Source organism: Prescottella sp. GW823-FHT02E09 (genome assembly GCF_058797375.1).
This window is the reverse complement of the sequence record NZ_JBXAJP010000004.1, coordinates 456,996-476,256: the sequence shown is the minus strand read 5'-3', so window position 1 is coordinate 476,256 and position 19,261 is coordinate 456,996. Positions and strand designations below refer to the sequence as shown.

At 65.1% G+C, this 19,261-nt stretch carries 17 protein-coding genes and 2 pseudogenes; 13 read left to right on the top strand and 6 right to left on the bottom strand.

Annotated elements, in window-relative coordinates; genetic code table 11:
• Positions 1–22 precede the first annotated feature (22 nt).
• Together AC1RIF_RS12860 and AC1RIF_RS12855 are read right to left on the bottom strand one after the other, a co-directional pair.
• Positions 23–736: a hypothetical protein gene (locus AC1RIF_RS12860; RefSeq protein WP_492601738.1), complete on the bottom strand. Its 714-nt coding sequence runs from the start codon at positions 734–736 to the stop codon at positions 23–25.
• A gap of 75 nt (positions 737–811) precedes the next feature.
• On the bottom strand, positions 812–1,408 hold the full coding sequence (locus AC1RIF_RS12855) for a CHAP domain-containing protein (RefSeq protein WP_492601737.1): 597 nt from the start codon (positions 1,406–1,408) through the stop codon (positions 812–814).
• A gap of 170 nt (positions 1,409–1,578) precedes the next feature.
• Here AC1RIF_RS12855 and AC1RIF_RS12850 point away from each other — a divergent pair, with 170 nt between their 5' ends.
• Positions 1,579–2,343, top strand: a complete 765-nt coding sequence (locus AC1RIF_RS12850) for a DUF8817 family protein (RefSeq protein ID WP_492601736.1) — start codon at positions 1,579–1,581, stop codon at positions 2,341–2,343.
• A 43-nt stretch (positions 2,344–2,386) separates the two neighbouring features.
• Here AC1RIF_RS12850 and AC1RIF_RS12845 read toward each other — a convergent pair whose 3' ends face one another.
• Positions 2,387–2,998, bottom strand: coding sequence for an AMIN-like domain-containing (lipo)protein (locus AC1RIF_RS12845; RefSeq protein ID WP_492601735.1), 612 nt, complete (start codon positions 2,996–2,998; stop codon positions 2,387–2,389).
• A gap of 718 nt (positions 2,999–3,716) precedes the next feature.
• Here AC1RIF_RS12845 and AC1RIF_RS12840 point away from each other — a divergent pair.
• The 12 genes and pseudogenes from AC1RIF_RS12840 to AC1RIF_RS12785 form a co-directional block, all read left to right on the top strand.
• A pseudogene (locus AC1RIF_RS12840) lies at positions 3,717–4,460 on the top strand (DUF222 domain-containing protein); the annotation flags it as partial.
• Positions 4,461–4,498: 38 nt separating this feature from the next.
• Positions 4,499–6,016, top strand: a complete 1,518-nt coding sequence (locus tag AC1RIF_RS12835) for a recombinase family protein (protein ID WP_492601734.1) — start codon at positions 4,499–4,501, stop codon at positions 6,014–6,016.
• A 740-nt stretch (positions 6,017–6,756) separates the two neighbouring features.
• Complete coding sequence (locus AC1RIF_RS12830) at positions 6,757–7,002, top strand: hypothetical protein (RefSeq protein ID WP_492601733.1); 246 nt, start codon at positions 6,757–6,759, stop codon at positions 7,000–7,002.
• A gap of 6 nt (positions 7,003–7,008) precedes the next feature.
• Entirely contained in the window at positions 7,009–7,212 is a 204-nt protein-coding gene (locus AC1RIF_RS12825) for a hypothetical protein (protein WP_492601732.1), read from the top strand.
• The gene (locus AC1RIF_RS12820) at positions 7,209–7,448 is read left to right on the top strand and encodes a hypothetical protein (protein WP_492601731.1); all 240 of its coding nucleotides are present in this window, start codon (positions 7,209–7,211) and stop codon (positions 7,446–7,448) included. Before AC1RIF_RS12825 ends, AC1RIF_RS12820 begins: the two co-directional genes overlap by 4 nt.
• Before the next feature lie 4 nt (positions 7,449–7,452).
• Positions 7,453–7,980, top strand: a complete 528-nt coding sequence (locus AC1RIF_RS12815) for an AAA family ATPase (RefSeq protein WP_492601730.1) — start codon at positions 7,453–7,455, stop codon at positions 7,978–7,980.
• A 63-nt stretch (positions 7,981–8,043) separates the two neighbouring features.
• Positions 8,044–8,568, top strand: coding sequence for an AAA family ATPase (locus AC1RIF_RS12810; protein ID WP_492601729.1), 525 nt, complete (start codon positions 8,044–8,046; stop codon positions 8,566–8,568).
• A gap of 491 nt (positions 8,569–9,059) precedes the next feature.
• On the top strand, positions 9,060–10,061 hold the full coding sequence (locus AC1RIF_RS12805; RefSeq protein ID WP_492601728.1) for a hypothetical protein: 1,002 nt from the start codon (positions 9,060–9,062) through the stop codon (positions 10,059–10,061).
• Positions 10,062–10,319: 258 nt separating this feature from the next.
• Positions 10,320–10,868 (top strand): HK97 family phage prohead protease, encoded by a 549-nt coding sequence (locus AC1RIF_RS12800; protein ID WP_492601727.1) that lies wholly within the window; start codon positions 10,320–10,322, stop codon positions 10,866–10,868.
• Positions 10,869–11,054: 186 nt separating this feature from the next.
• Positions 11,055–12,464: a phage major capsid protein gene (locus AC1RIF_RS12795; protein ID WP_492601726.1), complete on the top strand. Its 1,410-nt coding sequence runs from the start codon at positions 11,055–11,057 to the stop codon at positions 12,462–12,464.
• Between the two features lie 197 nt (positions 12,465–12,661).
• Positions 12,662–12,988 carry an HNH endonuclease gene (locus AC1RIF_RS12790; protein WP_492601725.1) on the top strand — a complete coding sequence of 109 codons (327 nt, stop codon included), beginning with the start codon at positions 12,662–12,664 and terminating at the stop codon, positions 12,986–12,988.
• A 1,608-nt stretch (positions 12,989–14,596) separates the two neighbouring features.
• Positions 14,597–15,225 (top strand): annotated as a pseudogene (locus tag AC1RIF_RS12785) (HNH endonuclease signature motif containing protein); the annotation flags it as partial.
• 127 nt (positions 15,226–15,352) lie between these two features.
• Here the strand turns inward: AC1RIF_RS12785 and AC1RIF_RS12780 are convergent.
• The 3 genes from AC1RIF_RS12780 to AC1RIF_RS12770 all read right to left on the bottom strand — a co-directional run bounded on the left by AC1RIF_RS12780 (position 15,353) and on the right by AC1RIF_RS12770 (position 19,243).
• Positions 15,353–17,062 (bottom strand): alkaline phosphatase D family protein, encoded by a 1,710-nt coding sequence (locus tag AC1RIF_RS12780; protein ID WP_492601724.1) that lies wholly within the window; start codon positions 17,060–17,062, stop codon positions 15,353–15,355.
• An 89-nt stretch (positions 17,063–17,151) separates the two neighbouring features.
• Positions 17,152–17,913, bottom strand: a complete 762-nt coding sequence (locus AC1RIF_RS12775) for an ABC transporter permease (RefSeq protein WP_492601723.1) — start codon at positions 17,911–17,913, stop codon at positions 17,152–17,154.
• 28 nt (positions 17,914–17,941) lie between these two features.
• Entirely contained in the window at positions 17,942–19,243 is a 1,302-nt protein-coding gene (locus AC1RIF_RS12770) for an MFS transporter (protein ID WP_492601722.1), read from the bottom strand.
• Between the last annotated feature and the right edge of the window lie 18 nt (positions 19,244–19,261).

Below are 19,261 nucleotides of genomic sequence, written 5' to 3'. Positions count from 1 at the left end.
AAAACCCTCTCGTCGAGACAAGTCACAGCGCCCACTCGTCCGCGAGCTCGACGACGATCTTCTTGTCGTTGCCGGGATCGGCGGGGTCGTACCAGAGCCGGGCACGCTGGCCTTCGACGACCGGGGTGGCGGCATGAACCACCATCCGGCGCTGCACCCACCGCTGGGTGTTCAGACCGTCGGTGAACGAGAACGTCACGGCGGTGAAGACCCGATAGCTCTCCCGAAAGACGCTGTACCCCTTGTCGGTGACGGTCGCCGTGGTGACCGTGCCGGTGCGCTTGGCCTGGCGGGCGAGGGCACAGCGGGCCTGTCGTACCCGGGCGACGGTCAGTCCACCGATCAGGCACACCGCAGCCGTCGCCAGGCAGCCGTATCCGATGGCGGTCACGAACGGGCTGTCACCGATCTGCCGCGCCGCAGTGATCACACCGACGCCGGCCCCGGACCACCAGACTACGAAACCGTAGAGCAATCCGAGCTGCCGAGCCTTGAGCATCACCGACGCCCAGAGGAGGAGCCCCGCGACCGACAGCGGCAGACCCGCGAGAGCCCCGACGAACGCGAGCGCCGGCGGATCGAAGGACGCCAGCCCACCGCCGAACATCCTCGGCCAGCCGTACCCCATCGCCGCTCCGCCGACGCACAACAGCGTCGAGGCAAGCGAGATCCGCCCCAGGCCCGGTGGACGACTCAGGCGTTCGCGCCTGGCGGCAACCGGATCGATCGTGCTCATCGAAAACTCCCCCCTCACGCCACCGGAGGGCGTGTTCCTACGGGGAGCATAAGCGGTCGGCTCCGGCAGCGGCACTCAGGAATCCAGGCGGCCGAAACCGACAACGGCCGAATCGGATTCCCAGTCGAGATCATGGACCCGGATCTTGCCGAGTTCGTTGCCGCCGACGGTGGTCGCCGTGTCGCCGTCCACCGCGACGACGAAATTGGTGTGCTGACCGATACGGAACTCGTTGTCGTACAACACCACATCGCCCGTTTTGGGCTGGTAGCCGTTACCGATCGGCTCGAACCGGCCCTCCGACTCGTAGTACTCCTGGAGCGTATAGACGCCCGGAATCCGCCACGACCCGGAGTGCGGGTTCGACAGCGGTTCCCCCGCCTCCCGCATGATCCAGCTGACGAAGTTCGCGCACCACGGCTCCTTCGCTCCGTCGGAGTAGAACGTGCCGGGTCGCTGCTCACGGTGCTCGTCCTCGAGGAGATCGACCACCTTGGCCTGCGTGGGCGTCAGCGTCGAGGTGTCGACGTCGGGGAACGCCGCGGTGTCCCACGGCAGATACCGGTCCGGCGCCCACCACAGCACGGCGCCCGCCGCCAGCACCAGCACCGCGACGACACCTGCGATCCACACTGCGAGGCGACGACGACGGGCGGTGGGCTGTGCGGTCATACCCTCGAATGTAGCCGGAAGCGGAACTGTGAATCGGTAGCCTCACCCGCGGCAAGGTGCTGCCGGACTCCGCGCTTCCACGGGCACGCAGGGGAACGGGTCGTACGCTGGATCGGACTCGGGCCAGGAGAGGTACCGACGTATCAGTGGGTCCACGGCATGGGAGTTGTGTGAGCGAGCAGACCGATTCGTCGCACGATGCGATCCGCTCGAACGAGACCACGGTGCCGCTCCTCGCGTGCGTGTCACCGGAAGACACGCTGGCGTTCTACACCGCGCTCGGGTTCGAGGTCACCTACGAGATGCGCAAGCCGTACGTCTACATCGCCGTCCGGATGAGCGGTTTCGAACTCCACTTCGGCGCGGCACCGGCCGGCACCGACCCCGAGAACGAGAACGCCGGGGGCTGTCTCGTCATGGTCGACGCCGTCGCGCCCTACCACGCGGCGTTCACTACGGCGATGCGTCGGGCGTACGGGAAGGTGCTCTCGTCAGGCCTCCCTCGGATCACCCGATACCGGCCCGGGGCGAGCCGGTTCACAATCGTCGACCCGTCCGGGAACTCGATCATCTTCATCCGCCGCGACGAACCGGAGGAACTGGAGTACGGCGGGTCCGCGAAGCTGAAGGGGCTCGCGAAGGCCATAGACAACGCCCGGATCTTCCGTGAGTTCAAGAACGACGATCGGGCGGCCGTGCGCACTCTGACATCCGCGCTGCGGCGACACGGCGACGACGCACCGGCCATCGAGCGCGCCCTCGCGATCGCGGCCCTGATCGAACTGTCCGTCGCGACCGGGGACACCGAGAAGCGCGCCAACCTGATGGAAGCTCTCCGTGCGATCCCGCTGACGGAGACCGAGCAGGAACGAGTCTCCGGCGAGCTCCGCACGGCGGAGAACCTCGAGCAGTGGCTCGCGCCGGGGAAGCCGTGACCGGCAGTGCCCGCATGCACCGGCACGGGAGGAACGGAGACGATCACCGGAACTCGATGATCAGTTGGGGCGGATCATCGACGGCAATGACCTCGAACGGCGTCGGCCCGCCACGAATCCCCATGAAGGACTGGGTAACTCCGTTGGAATCGCGCGTGTCCGGCAGCAGGAAGAGCTGCGCTATTCGGGAACCCTCCGGCCCCGCCACCGGCGTTGCCGTGTCGTAGAGGTGCCGCGCGGGCAGCGCCGTATCCATGATGTCGACCTGCATGATGGCCTGCCCGGCGACCGACAACGTGGGACCGCCGCGGTGCGGGACGGCCTCGGCGACATACCCCGCCTTCCAGAAGGGGATCCCGGAACCGCTGAACGAGTAGACGACCCGCTCGAGACCAAGATCGGGGTCGAAATCGATCCGCACGTCGTCGACGGCGGCGGTGGAGACCACACCGGACGCCGGCGGGGCGTCAGTCGCCGGCGCGGGTTCGATCACGGAGGGGTGCGCGGGCGTGGGCCCGAAATGGATCCGGCCGGTGCGGTCGGCCGGTATGGAGCGCGGGGGTGGATCCGACGGCGGTGCGGTCCCATCGACTCCACACCCGCCCAGCACGATCACGCAGGCCACCACCCCGACGATCGACTTCGATCCCCCCACGATTTCCCCCTCGTCCGCCCCAACCCACCCACCCACCTACCCACCCACGACCGACTGTACGTCCAGCTCCGTGACATCCGGGGCGCTTCGAGGCGGGATGTGCCGGGCCGGACGCGTCGAGGATCGCGACGTCGGGAGCCCGCCGCCGGACGACCAGTTTCGAGGTCATCGGGTTACATTGCTCGACCGAACCGAACAACCGATTGACCTGCGTCGAGGCCGTTTCTTTCCACCGAAGTGGAACACAGGCCGCGGCATCGTTTCGACGTGTCCGGCAGATCCGGTGAAACCCGTTGCCCTCCGACGATATTCGAGGTCGGTAACGCCACCGAGCAGACTCTGCGATCAGTTGATAGCGTTCAAACCGAACAAACCGTTCGCGTTCTGTCGACTGACAAGGAGTGTCGAGTGTTTTCCAGCGTCAACGACCTTTTCACCCTCGTACTCAATCTCGGCTTCTCGATGGGATCCTCGGGCTTCCACGTGAGCAGCTCCGGCGGCGGCGCCGGGAACCCGACTCTGACCTAGGGAATCTCTCCGAAGCCCCCTGTGCCCCGGACGAATGCATCCGGGGCACAGATCTGTCTCGGGTCGGCGCCTCTGCCCGCGGTGTACATCATGGGCTGGGTGGCGTGGTGCGCCGACAGCCCCTGAATCATCGCACTCACCACACGACACACTACTTGACTCGAACATGAGTTCGAATTAGACTTGCCGCATGAATCCGGGGGGAATCATTGAACCAGGCGCGGCAGCCACCACGCTGCACGCCGATGACGTCCGCCGCCTCCCCGAATCCGAGCTGCTCGCCGCCGCGGTCGACATCTCCCACCAGATCGAACGACTCGAAACCCTCCGTGTCGCCGCCGTCACCGAAATCGACGAGCGCGCACTCTCCTTCGACACCCTCGGGTTCCGCAGCGTCAAGCTATGGCTCGCATCGCAGACCCTGCTGGAAGTGCCAGCGGCGGCACGGATCCTCACCCTCGGCCGCGCACTCCGGCGTCAGCCCGAGATCGCCGACGCCTACGAGAGCGGCCGGATCTCCGGCGACCACGCCGGATTGATTTCCAAGTTCTGCGAACGCCCACCCCGCGGCATGCCCGCCCAAGCCCTGAACGGGCGCATCGCACTACTCGACTGCGCCACCGGACCCGCAGCCACCACCGACAGCATCCGCGGCGCCATCGCGAAACTCGAGCGGATCTTCGAATCCGACGAACTGCCCGCCAACGAAGACACCGACCGCAACGAGTTTCACGCCTCCAAAGCCCTGAACGGGCGCATCGCAGTGAAAGGCGACTTCGACTCCATCACAGGCGAAATGCTCCTCACCGCACTCTCCGCCCTCACCAAGCCGAAGAACCCAGTCGACGACCCCGCCGGCATCCGCACCCCCGGACAACGCCGCGCCGAAGCCTTCACCGACATCCTGCGGCACTACCTCAACTCCGTCGACGCGTCAGATGATCGAAACAGGGGCACTAGACTCTGTAGGCCATGAGTACCCAGGCGATCATCTACGCGCGAGTCTCAGCGGTGAAAGATGGCCGGGCCCGTTCGGTGCCGGAGCAGGTCGAGGAATGCCGCCTCGAGTGCGATCGGCGCGGATGGACCGTGAAAGCCGTCATCACCGACGAAGGCATCGGGGCATCGCAGCACACCCGGCGTAAGGACCGCCCCGGCTTCGAGCGGCTCAAGGCCGAGCTTTCGGGGGCCGATGTGCTCGTGTCGTGGGAATCGTCGCGTGTCACCCGGACGCCTGCAGTGCTGGAGGAGCTGTTGACGCTGTGCGCCGCCGAGGGCGTCCTACTCTGCTACAGCGGGCAAGTCCTGGACCCGTCGAGGCCAAGCGACCGAATGATGCTGCGGGTCACAGGTGCCACGAGCGCGCTGGAATCCGACATGACCCGCGAACGGGTGCTGCGGGCATCGAGGCACCGGGCGGCCCAGGGTCGACCTCACGGAATGATGCCGTACGGCTACGTGCAGCAGTGGGATTCGAAAGGGAATGCCTCGTGGGTTGTGGATCCCGTTCGGGCACCCCTGGTTCGTGAGGCGGCACGCCGAATCCTCGACGGCGATTCGCTGCGTGCTGTGACAGCGGATCTCATGGCGCGTGACGGCTATGACGGCCCGACGACCGGCGCGAATCTTCGCCGGCTATTGCTGCTGCCGTCGATCGCCGGGCTTCGGGTGCATCGTGGCGAGGTGATCGGCGAGGGCACCTGGACGGCCCTGATCACCGCCGACGAGCATCGACGTTTGAAGGCCCTGCTGACGGCCCCGACGCGTCGCGTCACCTCACGCGGCCCCGAGGCCCGACACCTGTTGTCCGGCAACGTGTTGGAATGTGGGCGTTGCGGCGGTCGCAACTGGTCTTACTACGAGAGCAAGCGTTCCCCGGTGCCCCTGTATCGCTGTACCGGATGCCATTTGTCTAGGCGTGCAGCTGATCTCGATGCGCTCGTCGAGGCTGCCATGGTTTCGCTGTTGGAGGATCCGAGGGCCCGTGAAGTGTTGTCCGCCGACGACCCGGATACAGCTGCAGCATCCGAGGAGCGGCAAGCGTTGCAGCAACGATTGGACGCTCTGCGGATGGAATACGTCGAGGGTGCTGTTACTGCCGCGTCTTTCGCGGTGATCGAGGCCGAGCTGTCCCGGCGCATCGCCGATGTGGATGCTTCGATCGCTGCGGCTTCGAGGCGTCGACCCTTGTCCGCTGTGATGTCTGGGGTGTGGGCGGATCTGCCGATCGCTGCACGGAAGGAGGCCGTTCGGATGACGCTGCGGATCGTGGTGAACGAACAGGCCCCGAGGCTGCGGGGGGGTGGATCCGGATTCGATCGGCCTGGAATGGAAGGCCTAAAGGCCGATCGAGCGCAGGAACAGCGCGGTGTCGTTCAGCCAGTTGATCGCCGCCACATACAGCGGGCCGAGAACGGGGCCGAACCAGAGAATCGGGTCATCCATCGTGATCACCTCCTGACGGGTAGGCGCACCCGTGAGTCAACCTAGCAGTTGGTGCCGCCGAGCCAGCACGGCATGAACTCGATCGCTCGTATCCAGTCCCACTCGCTGAAGGGTGGGCTGGGCATCAACCAGACGAACCATGGCCAGTCGCCGCCTCGCATGATCAATCGCCTCCTAGTGCGGTGGGATGGCCCACAGCCAGAGCTGGTAGAGCAACCTCGTACAGCCATTCCGGGACGGGAATGCCGTCGAGCGGTGCCATCACAGCACCTCGTTCAGCCAGTCGATAGCGGCCACGATCACGGGCACCAGTGGCCCCCAGAACGCTAGGTCGTACGGGTACGCGATCATCTCCATCGCCTCCTCAGAAGGCCTGCACTTGGTTATCCGCAAGGTAAACACCAACCCTCTGGAGATCAAAGTCGAACACCTCCGGTGTCGAGTCCCGACCGCCCAACCAGTCTAGAACGCGCCTACTCAAAGGTCCGGCGAATCCATGTGTTCGACGCCCGGCAGTGACTTCCTGCAAACAGCCCCGCGCGCAACTCTGCGTGTTTCCGCGCTGACCAATCACTTGTAGCTATACGCGCACAAATCGAGTTGATACGCGAGACCCATCAACCTGGGGAAACGCCTTGTAGCTGTTCGGCTACCTGCCGACCATCTCGATCGCATCGCGAAAGCACATTTGCAGCAGTGCGGCCCTCCAAACCAGCACGCGACCCGCTTACGGTTTGAGAGGTCCAACAATGAACCGCATCGAACACTAAGGGGCACAGAGGATCATGAGCGTCAAGGACACAATCGAACTGCTGGCACCGGTCGACCTCGTCAGGCTGGGGATCTATCCGTCGATCAGGGCCGCAGCGCACGCCCGGCAACGAGGCGTCGGCCCGAAGTGGTTGAAGCTGTCGGATGCCCGGAACGGCAAAGTTCGCTACCGCACGAAGGATGTCGTGGACTGGCTCGCCTCGAAGGAGCGGACGACGACGAAGCCGCCGAGCACCGACTCGGCACCAAGGGTCGGGTGACGGGCGATGGAGCCGCCGAAGCCGCCGTGGTCGGACGCGTTGGACGACCTGCGGGCCGCCGCTGTCGAGTTGCTCGAATCCAATTGGCCAGCATTGGACCCTGCTGAAGCTCACGAGGCACTTCACAACACAGCCAACAAGATTGACGGCTACACGTCGTATCGGATCCGCTACGGCTACCACATCGCGAATCAGGGACGGAAGACATGAAGATCAAGGATGCAAGGTTCCGGGGAACCTACGCGTTCGACCGGAGTCGCTCGATCGAGGACCAGCTCAACGAAAAGCATTGCCCCGACTGCAACAGCGAGATCCGGCTGCTGGGCATCGATGACGGAAATCATGTGCACGTCGAGGTGGAACACTCGTACAGCTGCCCGATCTGGAGGGGCGTCACGAACCGAAAGCACCGCCGACAGTCCAAGCGGCGCAACCGGAAAGGTTAGTGGGATGACACAAGGCTTCTTCGATACCCGATCGGGTTCTGCGATCTCCCGAACGGATCCCAGCACCGACAGCGGGACATCACCGCCAGTGGACCATCCGCCGCAGTCGCGGCTGAAAATGCTTGGCATGGAGCAAGTCCTGAAACTCAAGCGCGCAAAGCCCTTGATCGACGGGATCATCTATCAGGGCACCGTGGCCCAGCTGTCCAGCGGCCCCGGCGTCGGTAAGACGACACTCGCCGTCGGCATGGCATGCGCTATCGCTGCAGGGCTCTCATCGTGGGAGGGGCACACGATCCCCGAGGAGATGAGGGGCAAGGCTGTGCTCTACATTGCCGCCGAAGGTGTTGCAGGCGTGAAGCAAAGGATCCTCGCATGGTGCGAGCTAACCGGCCACAATGCGCTGTCGCTCCAGCTTTTCGTGATTAGCGAGGCAGCACAGCTGAAGAAGTTGGGGGCTCAGGACGATGTAGCCGAAGTCATCGACCGCTGCAAGGACATCGGGGCCGTGCTCGTGGTCTGGGATACGTGAGCGCGATGCACCGTCGGCTACGAAGAGAACGCCGCAGACGATATGTCGGCAGCCTATGCGCGGATGGAGTCGGTCCAGATCGCCACAGGGGCCGCGCAATTGGCCTGCCACCACACCCCGAGGGCCGGAGGATCGTCACGAGGATCCAACGCCTTCGAGGGGGCCGCATGGTCCGAACTGATCCTCGAGAAGTCTGACGGCGACACCGTCAAACTGGTTGCCACCAAGCACAAGGATGTGCCGGACGGCATCGAGCACTACTACCGCCGGGTAGTGGTCGACTACATCGATCCCCTCGACGGCGCGAAAACGAACGGTGCCGTACTTGTTCAACACGATCCCACCGTACTCGAGACCGAAGAGTCGCCGGAGGTGAAGAACGATACGGACCGGAGGATCCTGGCGTGGTTCCAGCATGAGCTGAATCCTGCCGCCGTGACGCACAAGGCCGTCCACGAGGCAACGGGCGTGCCCAAGGGCACCGTGACTCGGTCGCTCGCCAGGCTCACAGGGGCCGGCAAGCTGGTGAAGGAGGGCACCGAGAGGACCCAAAAGTGGAGGCTGCGAGACCTCGAATCGCTGCTCTGATCGTTTGTTTCACTAGGGGGTGAAACAAGAAGCCTGGAATCGGGTGTGGTGGAACAACTTTGTTTCACCCTGTTCCACACGGGACTGCAGGTGGTGGAACAGCCTCTACCAGCGGAAACGTCAAAACTGTTCCACCCTTGTTTCACTTCCCGTTCCACCCTTGTTCCATGTTTCACCTGTCAGGGGGGTCTATAGACCCCTGACGGAGTGGAACAAACCGAAACAGTAAACCAGCGAAGCGATCACAACGACCCTCCCGACTGACCCCGAGGGGGCGGATCGAGGCCGAGGAGCGAAGCGACGATGAGTCTTTCAGCGGACGCCGGACCCCCGAGCCGCCCCCTGGCACCGCCCGCAGCCCCCCCAGCACCCCCGTGCTGCCGATTGGAGAAACCGTGGAGCGACTTTCAGCAGTCCCGCGACACTCGGTAGCCGGGAGGCGGTTTCGGCCCTCAGATTCAAACCCTGAACGCGAATGGAGTTCCATCCCCATGGACGACCGCGACGAACAGCAGATCCGCAGGCACTTCCTCACCGATCACCCCAGGAGCCCGAAGACGGGCCTACCCCGAATCGACGGGCCCGGCTCTCGGGACTGGTCGATCTTCAAGGACGCCGTGCAACGCAACGCGCGCCGACGCCGTCGGCAGGCCGAACGCACACAGCGGGAGCTGGACACGATCACCGGCAAGGATCGGGGGCCCGTCGTCTACCCCGACAGCCTCGACGCCGCCGACCGCGAACGCTGGCGGAACCTCGCCGATCCACACAGCCCGATAGCTGCCCCAGGAACGTCCGTAGAGCGACGAAACCAGGCTGCCCCGTCCCCCAGTGCCCCCCACGACGCCCGACGCCTCACAGGCAGTGAGGAAAATGTCTCACCCGAAGGAGCCCCGAAGATGATTCCGTTCGCCGACCTACCCGACATCCCCCGACTCGAAGCCGCGCGCCTGTTCCTCGATCTCGCCGCGACCGCCGACACGATGTGCGGACACACACCCGAGGAGCGGCCAGCATGCCGGGCCCGTATCGAACTCATGCGCCGACTCGCCTGGTCGCTCCGGCATCCCGAGGTGGATCCCGGCGCAATCCTGTTCCAGGTGGCCCGGAAGGCGTCCCCGGCACCACTGAAATCGTCATCGGCGATCAGGGCCGTGGTCGACAGCGCCCGTGAGGCTGCCGCATTCCATGGGGAGATGGATCCTGGTGTGGCCCTCGACGCCGTCGAACGGTATGGATCCACCATTGACGATTGGCTGATGTGGCAGAAGCTCTATCGGGTCATCGACCATGTGCAGGGTTCGAGCGGAGCCGTTGCCGCCACGGTGTCTTTTGCCGGTGAGGCCATGGAGGTTCGGGTCGGCGGTGAGGTGGTCGCGATCATCGAGCATGGCTGGCTCGTCGACGACGACGACGAATCGTTTCCGCTGCAGTTCCTCGAAACCCCCGACAGCCCCGACGGCATCGACGGCATCGACGGCATCGACGATTGACGGGGCAGGCCCCACCCGCCGGCCGATCCTGAGACATCTTAACGACCGCTGGGATCGGCTGGCGCTAGTCGTGTTTCGAGATCTCCGGCACGGTACCCCGGTAGACTGGAGGAGATCTCAGCATCCGCTGCAGCACTGGACATCCCGACCGGGGGATCGACCCAGACCGACACGGTCGCTATGACGAAGTCCACCCGCCAAGCTGCGGGTTTCTGGGACTCTAGCGAAATGTGCAAGCGCAGGAACGGATTTGAGACGATGCGAGAACTCTTCTACCGGAACGCCACGAGCTTCGATACCAGCATCGAGGGGCGCACGATCTACGGGTTGGCGGTCCCCTTCGAGCAGGTGATTCGAGCGACGACCGACGGCAGTAGCTACTACGACGAGAAGTTCATCCGAGGCGCGTTCGAGCGCACGATTGTCGAGCGTGGCAACAAGGTTCGGCTGCTCGTCGGCCACGATCACCGACGCCTCGCGATCGGTAGGGCCGTCCTTCTGGAGGAGCGAACCGAAGGCCTCTATGCCGAGTTCCGGGTCAGCGACACGAGCGCCGGTAACGACGCCCTCGAACTGATTCGAGATGGGGTTATCGACTCATTCTCGATCGGGTTCTACGGGATCGGGAAGCGCAAGGATGCTGCCGGTGTTGTCGTTCGAACCGAGGTTGCCTTACATGAGGTTTCGTTGGTCAACGACCCGGCCTATCCCGGCGCGAAGGTCGGCGGCGTCCGGTTGGATCCGAAGCCCCAGAACATCATCAGCGCAGAGGATGCCCGGCGACGCCTGGCACTCGGGGAGTGGTGAACATGCGAACGCTCACAGCAGGCGACCGGCAAGCCATCGAGGAGCTGCAGGCCGCATTCCGGAAAGCTATGCACCGCTTTGATACCGCGAAGGATGACGAATCCCGGACGCGAGCACTCGAAGACATCAGTGACATTTCCAGGGGTATCGAGGAGATCGAAACCCCCTACGTGACAGGACAGAACCATGCGTAAGACCATCAAGGAACTCGAGGCCGAGGCCCGAGACTTCCACAATCAGGCAAACGAAATCTACACGCGCGTAGACGGTGACCTCACCGGCGACGATGCCACCCGATTCGACGAACTGATCGAGAAGCGGGATCGGGCGCGCAAGGAAGCCGAGGATGCGAAGCGCCGCAGCGATGCGGTTCTCGACGACGTGAAGAACGGTCGGGCCGCATTCGAGCACGGCAGCGATCGGGGCACCGAGCGTGTTCCCACGACCCGCGATGCTGGCATGCGGAACATCGAACGGGCCATCAAGGCGAAGCGTTTCGACGAGGCAGCGGGCGCGAGCGTCGAACGGGCCATGAAGGAATCCGGCTGGGCGCAGCGTTGGGCTGCCGCAACAGGATCCGAGGCCTACGAACGCGCATTCGCGAAGCTCGTCACGGACCCCGAACGTGGACACATGCTCTGGGATCCGGAAGAGGCACAGGCATTCCGGGATGTCGAACAGGTTCGAGCGGAACAGCGCGCCATGGCGATCGGCACCTCTGCGGGCGACGACGGCGGACACCTCGTCCCCATGTTCCTCGACCCGGCGATCCTGTTGTCATCCAACGGATCGAACAATCCGCTGCGGCAGATTGCGCGAGTCGTGCAGACCACCTCGGACAGCTGGAAGGGTCTCACCTCTGCGGGCGTGACGGCCGAATGGCTGGCGGAGGCTGCCGAGGCGGCGGATGCGTCCCCGAAGCTCGACGACCCGAAGATCCCTGTACACAAGGGATCCGCGTTCGTGCCCTTCAGCTTCGAGCTCGAAGGCGACGGACTCGGTTTCATGGGGGAGCTTCAGAAGCTGCTCGTCGATGGCGCGGACCAGCTCATGGCCACCGCCTACACGACCGGCAGCGGCACCGGCCAGCCGAGGGGCCTGATCACGGCTCTCGCCGCCGCATCCCCGTCGGTGATCGTTCCGGGCACGGGCACGGAGGTTTTCGAGGCAGATGACCTGTACGCACTGCAGAATGCTCTGCCCCCTCGATTCCAGGGCAATGCATCGTTTGCGGCGAACCTGGTGATCTGGAACCGGGCGCGGCAGAAGGAGACCCCGAACGGGGCCCTGAAGTTCCCGAGCCTGCAGACGAATCCGCCGACCCTGCTCGGGCGTCCGGCTCACGAGATCTCGAACATGGACGGCGTCATCAATCCGGCTGCGACAGAATCGAATTATGTTGCTGTCTACGGTGACTTCTCGAACTTCGTCATCGTCGACCGGATCGGTACGACCATCGAACTGATCCCTCACCTGTTCGGGGCGAATCGTCGTCCTACCGGGCAGCGTGGAGCGTTCATGTGGTTCCGGACGGGATCGGATGTCGTGGTGCCGAACTCGTTCCGGATGCTGAACGTCGCGACCACCACGCCGTGATCGAGACTTCTCGTGTCAAACGGGGCTTCATGACCCCTCTCAAGGCCCGCCATGATGGCTCGGTTTCCTGCCTGAGCGGTGACCTGCACGAGAATTGAAGAACCGTAGGGGCTTCCGGCTTCCGGCAGATATCCCCGAAGCCCCTACGGTTCACCGAGGGCCCGAGAGCCTCCAAACCCCTTCAGCGAGTGGGTGCCATGGGATCTCGGGCCCTCGCCCTTTGTGAGAAAACAGGAGTCGTGAACATGACCGGGGTGCACCATCACAGGCGTTGGCGAGATCTGGCGGCGGAAGCGAAGTTGCGGCTGCCGTGGGTATGTAGATGGTGCGGGGAGTCGATTCCGAAAGATCCCCCCCGGCACTATCTGGATCCGGAGGCCTGCCAGGCGGATCACATCATCCCGGTATCCAAGGGCGGAGATCCGTACGCGTGGAACAACATTGCTCTGATGCACAGGCGGTGCAACCTACAGAAGGGCAACAGCACAGGTCAGGGGCCCTGCCGGAACAGCCGGCAGTGGTAGAGGAACCTCCCTCGATGCCCTCGATATGTGTATGCAACCTTGCAGTGCAACAACCAGATTCACTACACACGTTTGCACTACACCATCCCTCACCTACCCACACCCACCTACCCACACCTACCTACCTAGTGCATGCCATGCAATGCACAACACCCACACTCACAACAGATGATTGTTGTGCAGCAAAAGCTTTCAGCTATGCTGCTCTCAAAGACGATTGTTCGCAAAGAAACTTTCGATGAGTGTTGCATTCGCAACACTGACCAGCACCGGACACGCACCCCCGCGACCAGGCGCGCTCGTGGCCGGAAGGATCCGCCACCCACCCCCACACTTGGCGCTCGTGGCAGCGGACCCCAACACACCCACAATTCCCATCGCAATTCCCAACGCAATTGGTTTATGTAATCCAATTCATCGTGCAGTTGCGAACAATGGTGTCCCCGTACAGGGTGAAAACGCATTCCACACCCCTGTCACCATAGGGGCCGGGGGCGGTATTCCCCCGTGAATCGGCCGGTTGGCAAGGCGACCCGCTCCCTCCCTTTCCCTCTCTGCTTCAGGAAATCGCATTGACCTGCACTTTCGGGTCCCCATCTGCGGTTTTGCTTCAAAATCGCAACGAGATCGTGCCGAAACAGTGCCTTTTTGGTGGTTCTTGAACTGGATTCGGTGACGCATTCGGGGCGGCTCGGCCAATTACTTGGACCTTCCGTTCGGCTGGGGTCTAGCCTGGGCAGACAGGGTCGGGACGGAAGGAACACCCCCCCCGGAGGTTGCGCATGATTCCTAGTGGCTGGATGTGGGGACTCCCGCTGCCGTGGGGAGTGGCGGCGCACGATCTGGGCCGTGATCCCGTGCGACCTCGGCGGACACTGCCCCTGAGAGGAGATGATCGACGATGGACTTCCCGCCGATCTGGTGGCTCATGCCCTATGGCTTCGTGCCTGATCCAATTCGAAACTGGGTCTTGGAGAACGCACCATGCTGGCTCGGCGGCTACTGCCCCTGATTGGAGATGATCGAGATGGACTTTCCATGGATCTACTGGCTGTTGCCTGCGGGCATATTCTCACCCGAGACACGGCAATGGATCGCCCAGAACTGGCCGTGCTCGTTGGGCGGTTACTGCCCCTGATTGGAGGTGAACAGCGATGGACCCATACGGAAATTGGTACGGCCCTATCGGTACCTTCTTCGATCTCGTCTTCTACTGGTTGGCCCACGGGCACCTGCCCTGATAGCCGCCCCAACACGCGACAGCGGGCCAGTTGTTCTTGACCGCAGGAGGTGGTTTGAGATGGATCTCGGTGTGTGGTTGGGCCCGCTGACCCCGGTCGCGATAGTGGTCATTGACTGGCTGGCCGATCTTGGACTTTGGGGCTAGGCAGACACTAGGAGGCGATGATCGAGCATGATAATTCCAGGCGGTTGGATCTGGTTCCTGCCATTGCCGGAAGGGCTACGAATAGCACTGTCGGAAGCCCTCCCATGCGAATGGGGCGGTACCTCCTGTTACCTATGAGGAGATGAGAACGACAGCGGGCCAGCACTGTTGAGGTGTTGACCCGCTGTCGTGTGATCAGGGGTGCGTTACCTCTGTTTCGATCGGGGGTCACACCCGTCGAAGGCGGCGAACGCCCCCACCTGTCACTGCACGTGAACGCGAGAGACCTCGCCCGCAACCACGTGCGATACCCACGAGCCACCGAGCAACGACGAGCAATTACACCGCCGCGCGAGTGCGAGTGCGAGCGCAGGCACAGGCACAGGCACAGGCACAGGCGATGCGAGCCTGTTCGACGACGCCGACGTCGCCTGGATGCCCTGGACGGGACCGCTCACCATCGAGTCCGCCCGCCGCATCGCCTGCGACTGCCACCTCACCCCCATCGTCATCGACGACGGCATCCCCCTCGACCTCGGCCGCACCACCCGCACCGTGGAAACAACGCCGCGCCCTCACCGCCCGCGACGGCGGCTGCGCCTTCCCCGGATGCGGCACACCACCCGCCCACTGCGAAGGCCACCACATCCACCACTGGGCCGACGGCGGACCCACCGACCTCGACAACCTCGTCCTACTCTGCCGCTACCACCACCAACTCCTCCACCACTCACACTGGCAAGTCGCCATCGGCACCGACCGTAAGCCGTGGTTCACCCCACCATCAACCGTCGACCCCTACAAGAAACCCATCCCCGCCCACAACCGGGCAGGACCACTCGCGGCATAGCGCTAGCCGGTACCGGGGAAAGGGTTCCGGCCACAGCGGGTTTCGCGGACAACGGTCAGGCCGCCCATCGCGGCGGCTTCATCGACCGAGAGGCAGGCGGGCACGCTGCCAACCGGTCATGCTGCGGCTACGGCCGGTGGGCGGCGGGGTCGAGGGGAGTGCCGACAGGGTGCGCCTGCTGCGAACCGTCCGCAACGCGATAGCTCATCCCGTGCCGTGCGGTGCCACGCGGATCGGTGGGATCGTTGACGTAGAACCAGTCCATCTGCGCCCCAGCCTTGTCCACCTCGAACACGCCGTATCCGTGGGAGTCGAGTTCGACGTATCGAACGTGCCGGTTGAAGGCCTTGAACGCCTCCTCGGCCGCGACCGTCGCGGTGCGCGGCGGAACCTGCAGCATGTCATCGATGTTCGGTGACGTCACCGAGGGCACCACGAACTCGGTGCCGACCGTGCCGGCGGCAGGGTAGTTCGCGGCGTCCACCGGCAGGTCGCACGCCCACGACGTGTGGATGTCGCCGGTGAGGAACACCGCGTTGCGGACATTGTTCGTGCTGATGGCATCGAACAGACGGCGCCGGTCGGCGGAGTAGCCGTCCCACTGGTCGGTGTTGAAAGGGATACCGGCATCGGGCAGACCGATCATCTCGGTGACGGCCGCAGTGGTGCGGGTATCGAGCGGCGGAAACGCGCACGGCGAAATCATCACCGGATTGCCGACCAACTTCCAGCGGGTGGGGGAGGTGACGATTCCACCGGTCAGCCAGTCCATCTGGGCGCGGCCGGTGATGGTGCGGTCGGGGGAGTCGACGTTGCGCCAGCCTGCGCCGGTGGATGCCGGCTCGTCACGGTACGTGCGCAGGTCCAGCATGGAGATCTCCGCCAACGCGCCGTACCGGAAACGCCGGTACAGTGCGGCATCGGTTCCGCTGGCCCGCACCGGCATCCACTCGAAGTAGGCCTGCCTGCTTGCCGCCTTGCGAGCGCCCCAGTCGCCCTCGGTGGCGGGATCATGGTTCTCGGCGCCGGCGGCGTACGAGTTGTCGGCGGACTCGTGGTCGTCCCACGTCACGATGAACGGGACCTTGGCATGCAGAGCCATCAGATCCGGGTCGGTCTTGTACTGCGCGTGCCGGATCCGGTAGTCCGCGAGGGAGACGATCTCGTGCTCCGGGTCGTGCAGGCGGACCGAACCGTTGCGGGCGCCGTACTCGCCGCGGCCGTACTCGTAGATGTAGTCGCCGAGGTGCAGGATCGCGTCGAGATCGTCACGCTCGGCGAGCAGGCGATACGACGCGAAGTACCCGGCCTCCCAGTTGGAGCACGACACCACACCGAAACGCAGGCGATCGAGGTCGGCGTCGGTGGCCGGCGCGGTACGGGTCCGTCCCACGGGCGAGAACTGCCCCACCGCGGCAAAGCGATAGTAGTACGTGGCGCCGGGCCGCAGCCCGGCGACGTCGACCTTCACCGTGTGGTCGCTCTCGGGGCCGGCGGTGACGGTCCCGCTGCGCACCACGGCGCCGAAGCCCGCATCGGCCGCGACCTCCCAGGTCACCGAAACCCTCTCGCCCACACCCGAACCGGGCTGTGCAGCCTCTGACGGTGTGACTCGGGTCCAGATGACGACACCGTCGGGCAGCGGATCACCGGACGCCACGCCGTGGACGAATCCCGCGGATCCTGCCGACACCGGCACGCCGGCGACGGCGCGTCCCGCCGCCGCGACGGTCAGGCCGGCACCCGCCAGCACCGCCGAGCCGCGCAGCAGACCACGCCGGCTCACGCCGCTCCGAATGTCGCTCTTGTCGCCCTCCGGCACCCGATTCTCGAACACGACAGGATCACAACGAAATTCGGACGGATGTTCAACTCGGATCGACCGAATCTCCGAGTGTTCACCCAGTGTTCGCCGGGCTCGCCCCGTCAGAACACCTGCCGGGCTCCGGGCCGGTGGACCACGCCGCGGGCAACCAACTCGATCGCGACCGCCACAGCACAGGTCTGTGCGAGGAGCAGCCCGACGAGAACGAGGATCTGCACGGCGCCGGCCTGGACCGCGGATCCGCTCGCCAGCAGCACGCCGACGAAAGCGCCCGGCAGTGTCACCAGGCCGACCGTGCGGGTCTGGTCGAGCCCCGGCAGCAGGGCATCGGACGCCGCCGGACCGACCACCTCCATGCGCGCGTCCCGCACGCTCAATCCCAGGCTCAATCCGGCTTCGACCTCACCCCACCGCTGGTCGATCGCGTCCAGGCCCCGTTTGGCGGCTAGGGCGGTAGCGGTCATCGCGTTCCCGAGCACGATGCCCCCGATCGGCACCAATGCGACGCCCTCGAGCGGCACCACTCCGCTGATCAGCATCAGCGGAATCACCACACCGACCCCCGAGGCGAGCGCCACCGACAGCCATGCCGCCGACCGCCCCGCCCTCGAACGGCGGGCCGCCGTCACCGCGGCCGCCACGAACATCACGACGAGGACGAGCAACGACGACCACAGATGTGCCAGTGCCGCGGCCAGGATCAGGGAGACGGCGGCGAGTTGCAGCGCGCCGCGGACTGCGGCCCGGGGAGCCGTCAGGGGATCGCCCAGACCCGCGAATCGGTACACCACCGCGGCGCCCGCAACCATGACCGCGCACAGCACGACGAGCGCGAGGCCGGGGTTCGCCAGCGCGGTACTCACGGTTGTCACCTTCCCACCAAGACCGTGCTCAGCGGAACGCCGGACGCGCGATCCGGGTCCGAGCGCTCCACGACCACAGCCCCGCCGCCGCGACCGCGACGGCGACCGCGAGCACCCACCACGGGGCCGCAAGGGCGATATCGCCGACGTCGACGACGTCGAACAGCTGCCCGACTCCGATGGAACCGACCAGGGTCAGCAACCCACCGAGGGTGTTCAGCATCCCGAAGTGGGCGCCGAGGAAACGCTCGCCGGCGAGGATGCCGATGGTGTCCCGCATGGGCGGGACCATCAGCATCTGACCGATATGCAGCAGTGCGACCCACACCACGAGGCCGGTCAACTGCGCCGCCGCGGAGTCCGGCGCAACCATCGAGACGATCGCGGGCGCGAGGAACGACGCCGCCATGACCGTCATCCCGCCGACGATCGACGCACGGTGCCCGATCCGGTTCGCCACCGCGACGACGGGCGACTGCCCGAAGATGACGAGCACCGCGGCACCGGTGAAGAACCAGCCGAGGGCGGCCTGCGATCCGAGGCTGCGCTCGAGCTGCTCGGGCAGCATCAGATACAGCTGGTTGTAGGCGGCCAGCTGCGCGCCGCACAGCCCCGCGAACACCAGGAACCCGCGGTTGGTCAGGACAGCCCGCCACACGCTGCGCAGGCCGGGCGAGGCGGCCGCCGGCCCGGTGTCCTGCGACGTGGTGACGTCGGCGGGCAGCCACACGGCGAACGCGATCAGCAGCCCGGTGAAGAGCACCGCCGCCGACGTCGCGGTCCACAGGAACGGCACGACCAGCAGCAACGCGCCGAGCGCGGGGCCGACGACGGTGCCGAGGCGACTGCACATCTGCTCGAGCGCGAAGAGCTCGGTCCGACGGATCACGCCGTCGCGCTCGAGCCGGTGCCCGTAAGCGGCGTTCGCGGCCTCGACGGCCGGTGCGAACAGCGCCGCCGCGAACCCGACCAGCAGCACACCGACGATCATCTGGACCAGGTTCGATGCCAATCCCAGTGCCAGGAAGCCGATCACTCGCAATGCGATGCCGAGGAGCACCAGCGGCCGGACACCGAAACGATCGGCGAGGCTGCCGCCGAGGAAGAACAGGCCCTGCTGGCTGAACGTGCGCAGCCCCAGGACCAGTCCGATCGCCCAGCCCGCCAGACCCAGGTCGTCGGACATGTGGACCGCGAGGAACGGAACCACAAGGTAGAAGCCCACATTGAAGAGGACCATCGACACGAGGATCAGACGCACCGGCGCCGGTACGACACGCGCGACCCGGATCGAACGAGCGAACGAGTTCAGGGGGCGGGCACGCAACACAGGCACGACCCTAGAGGG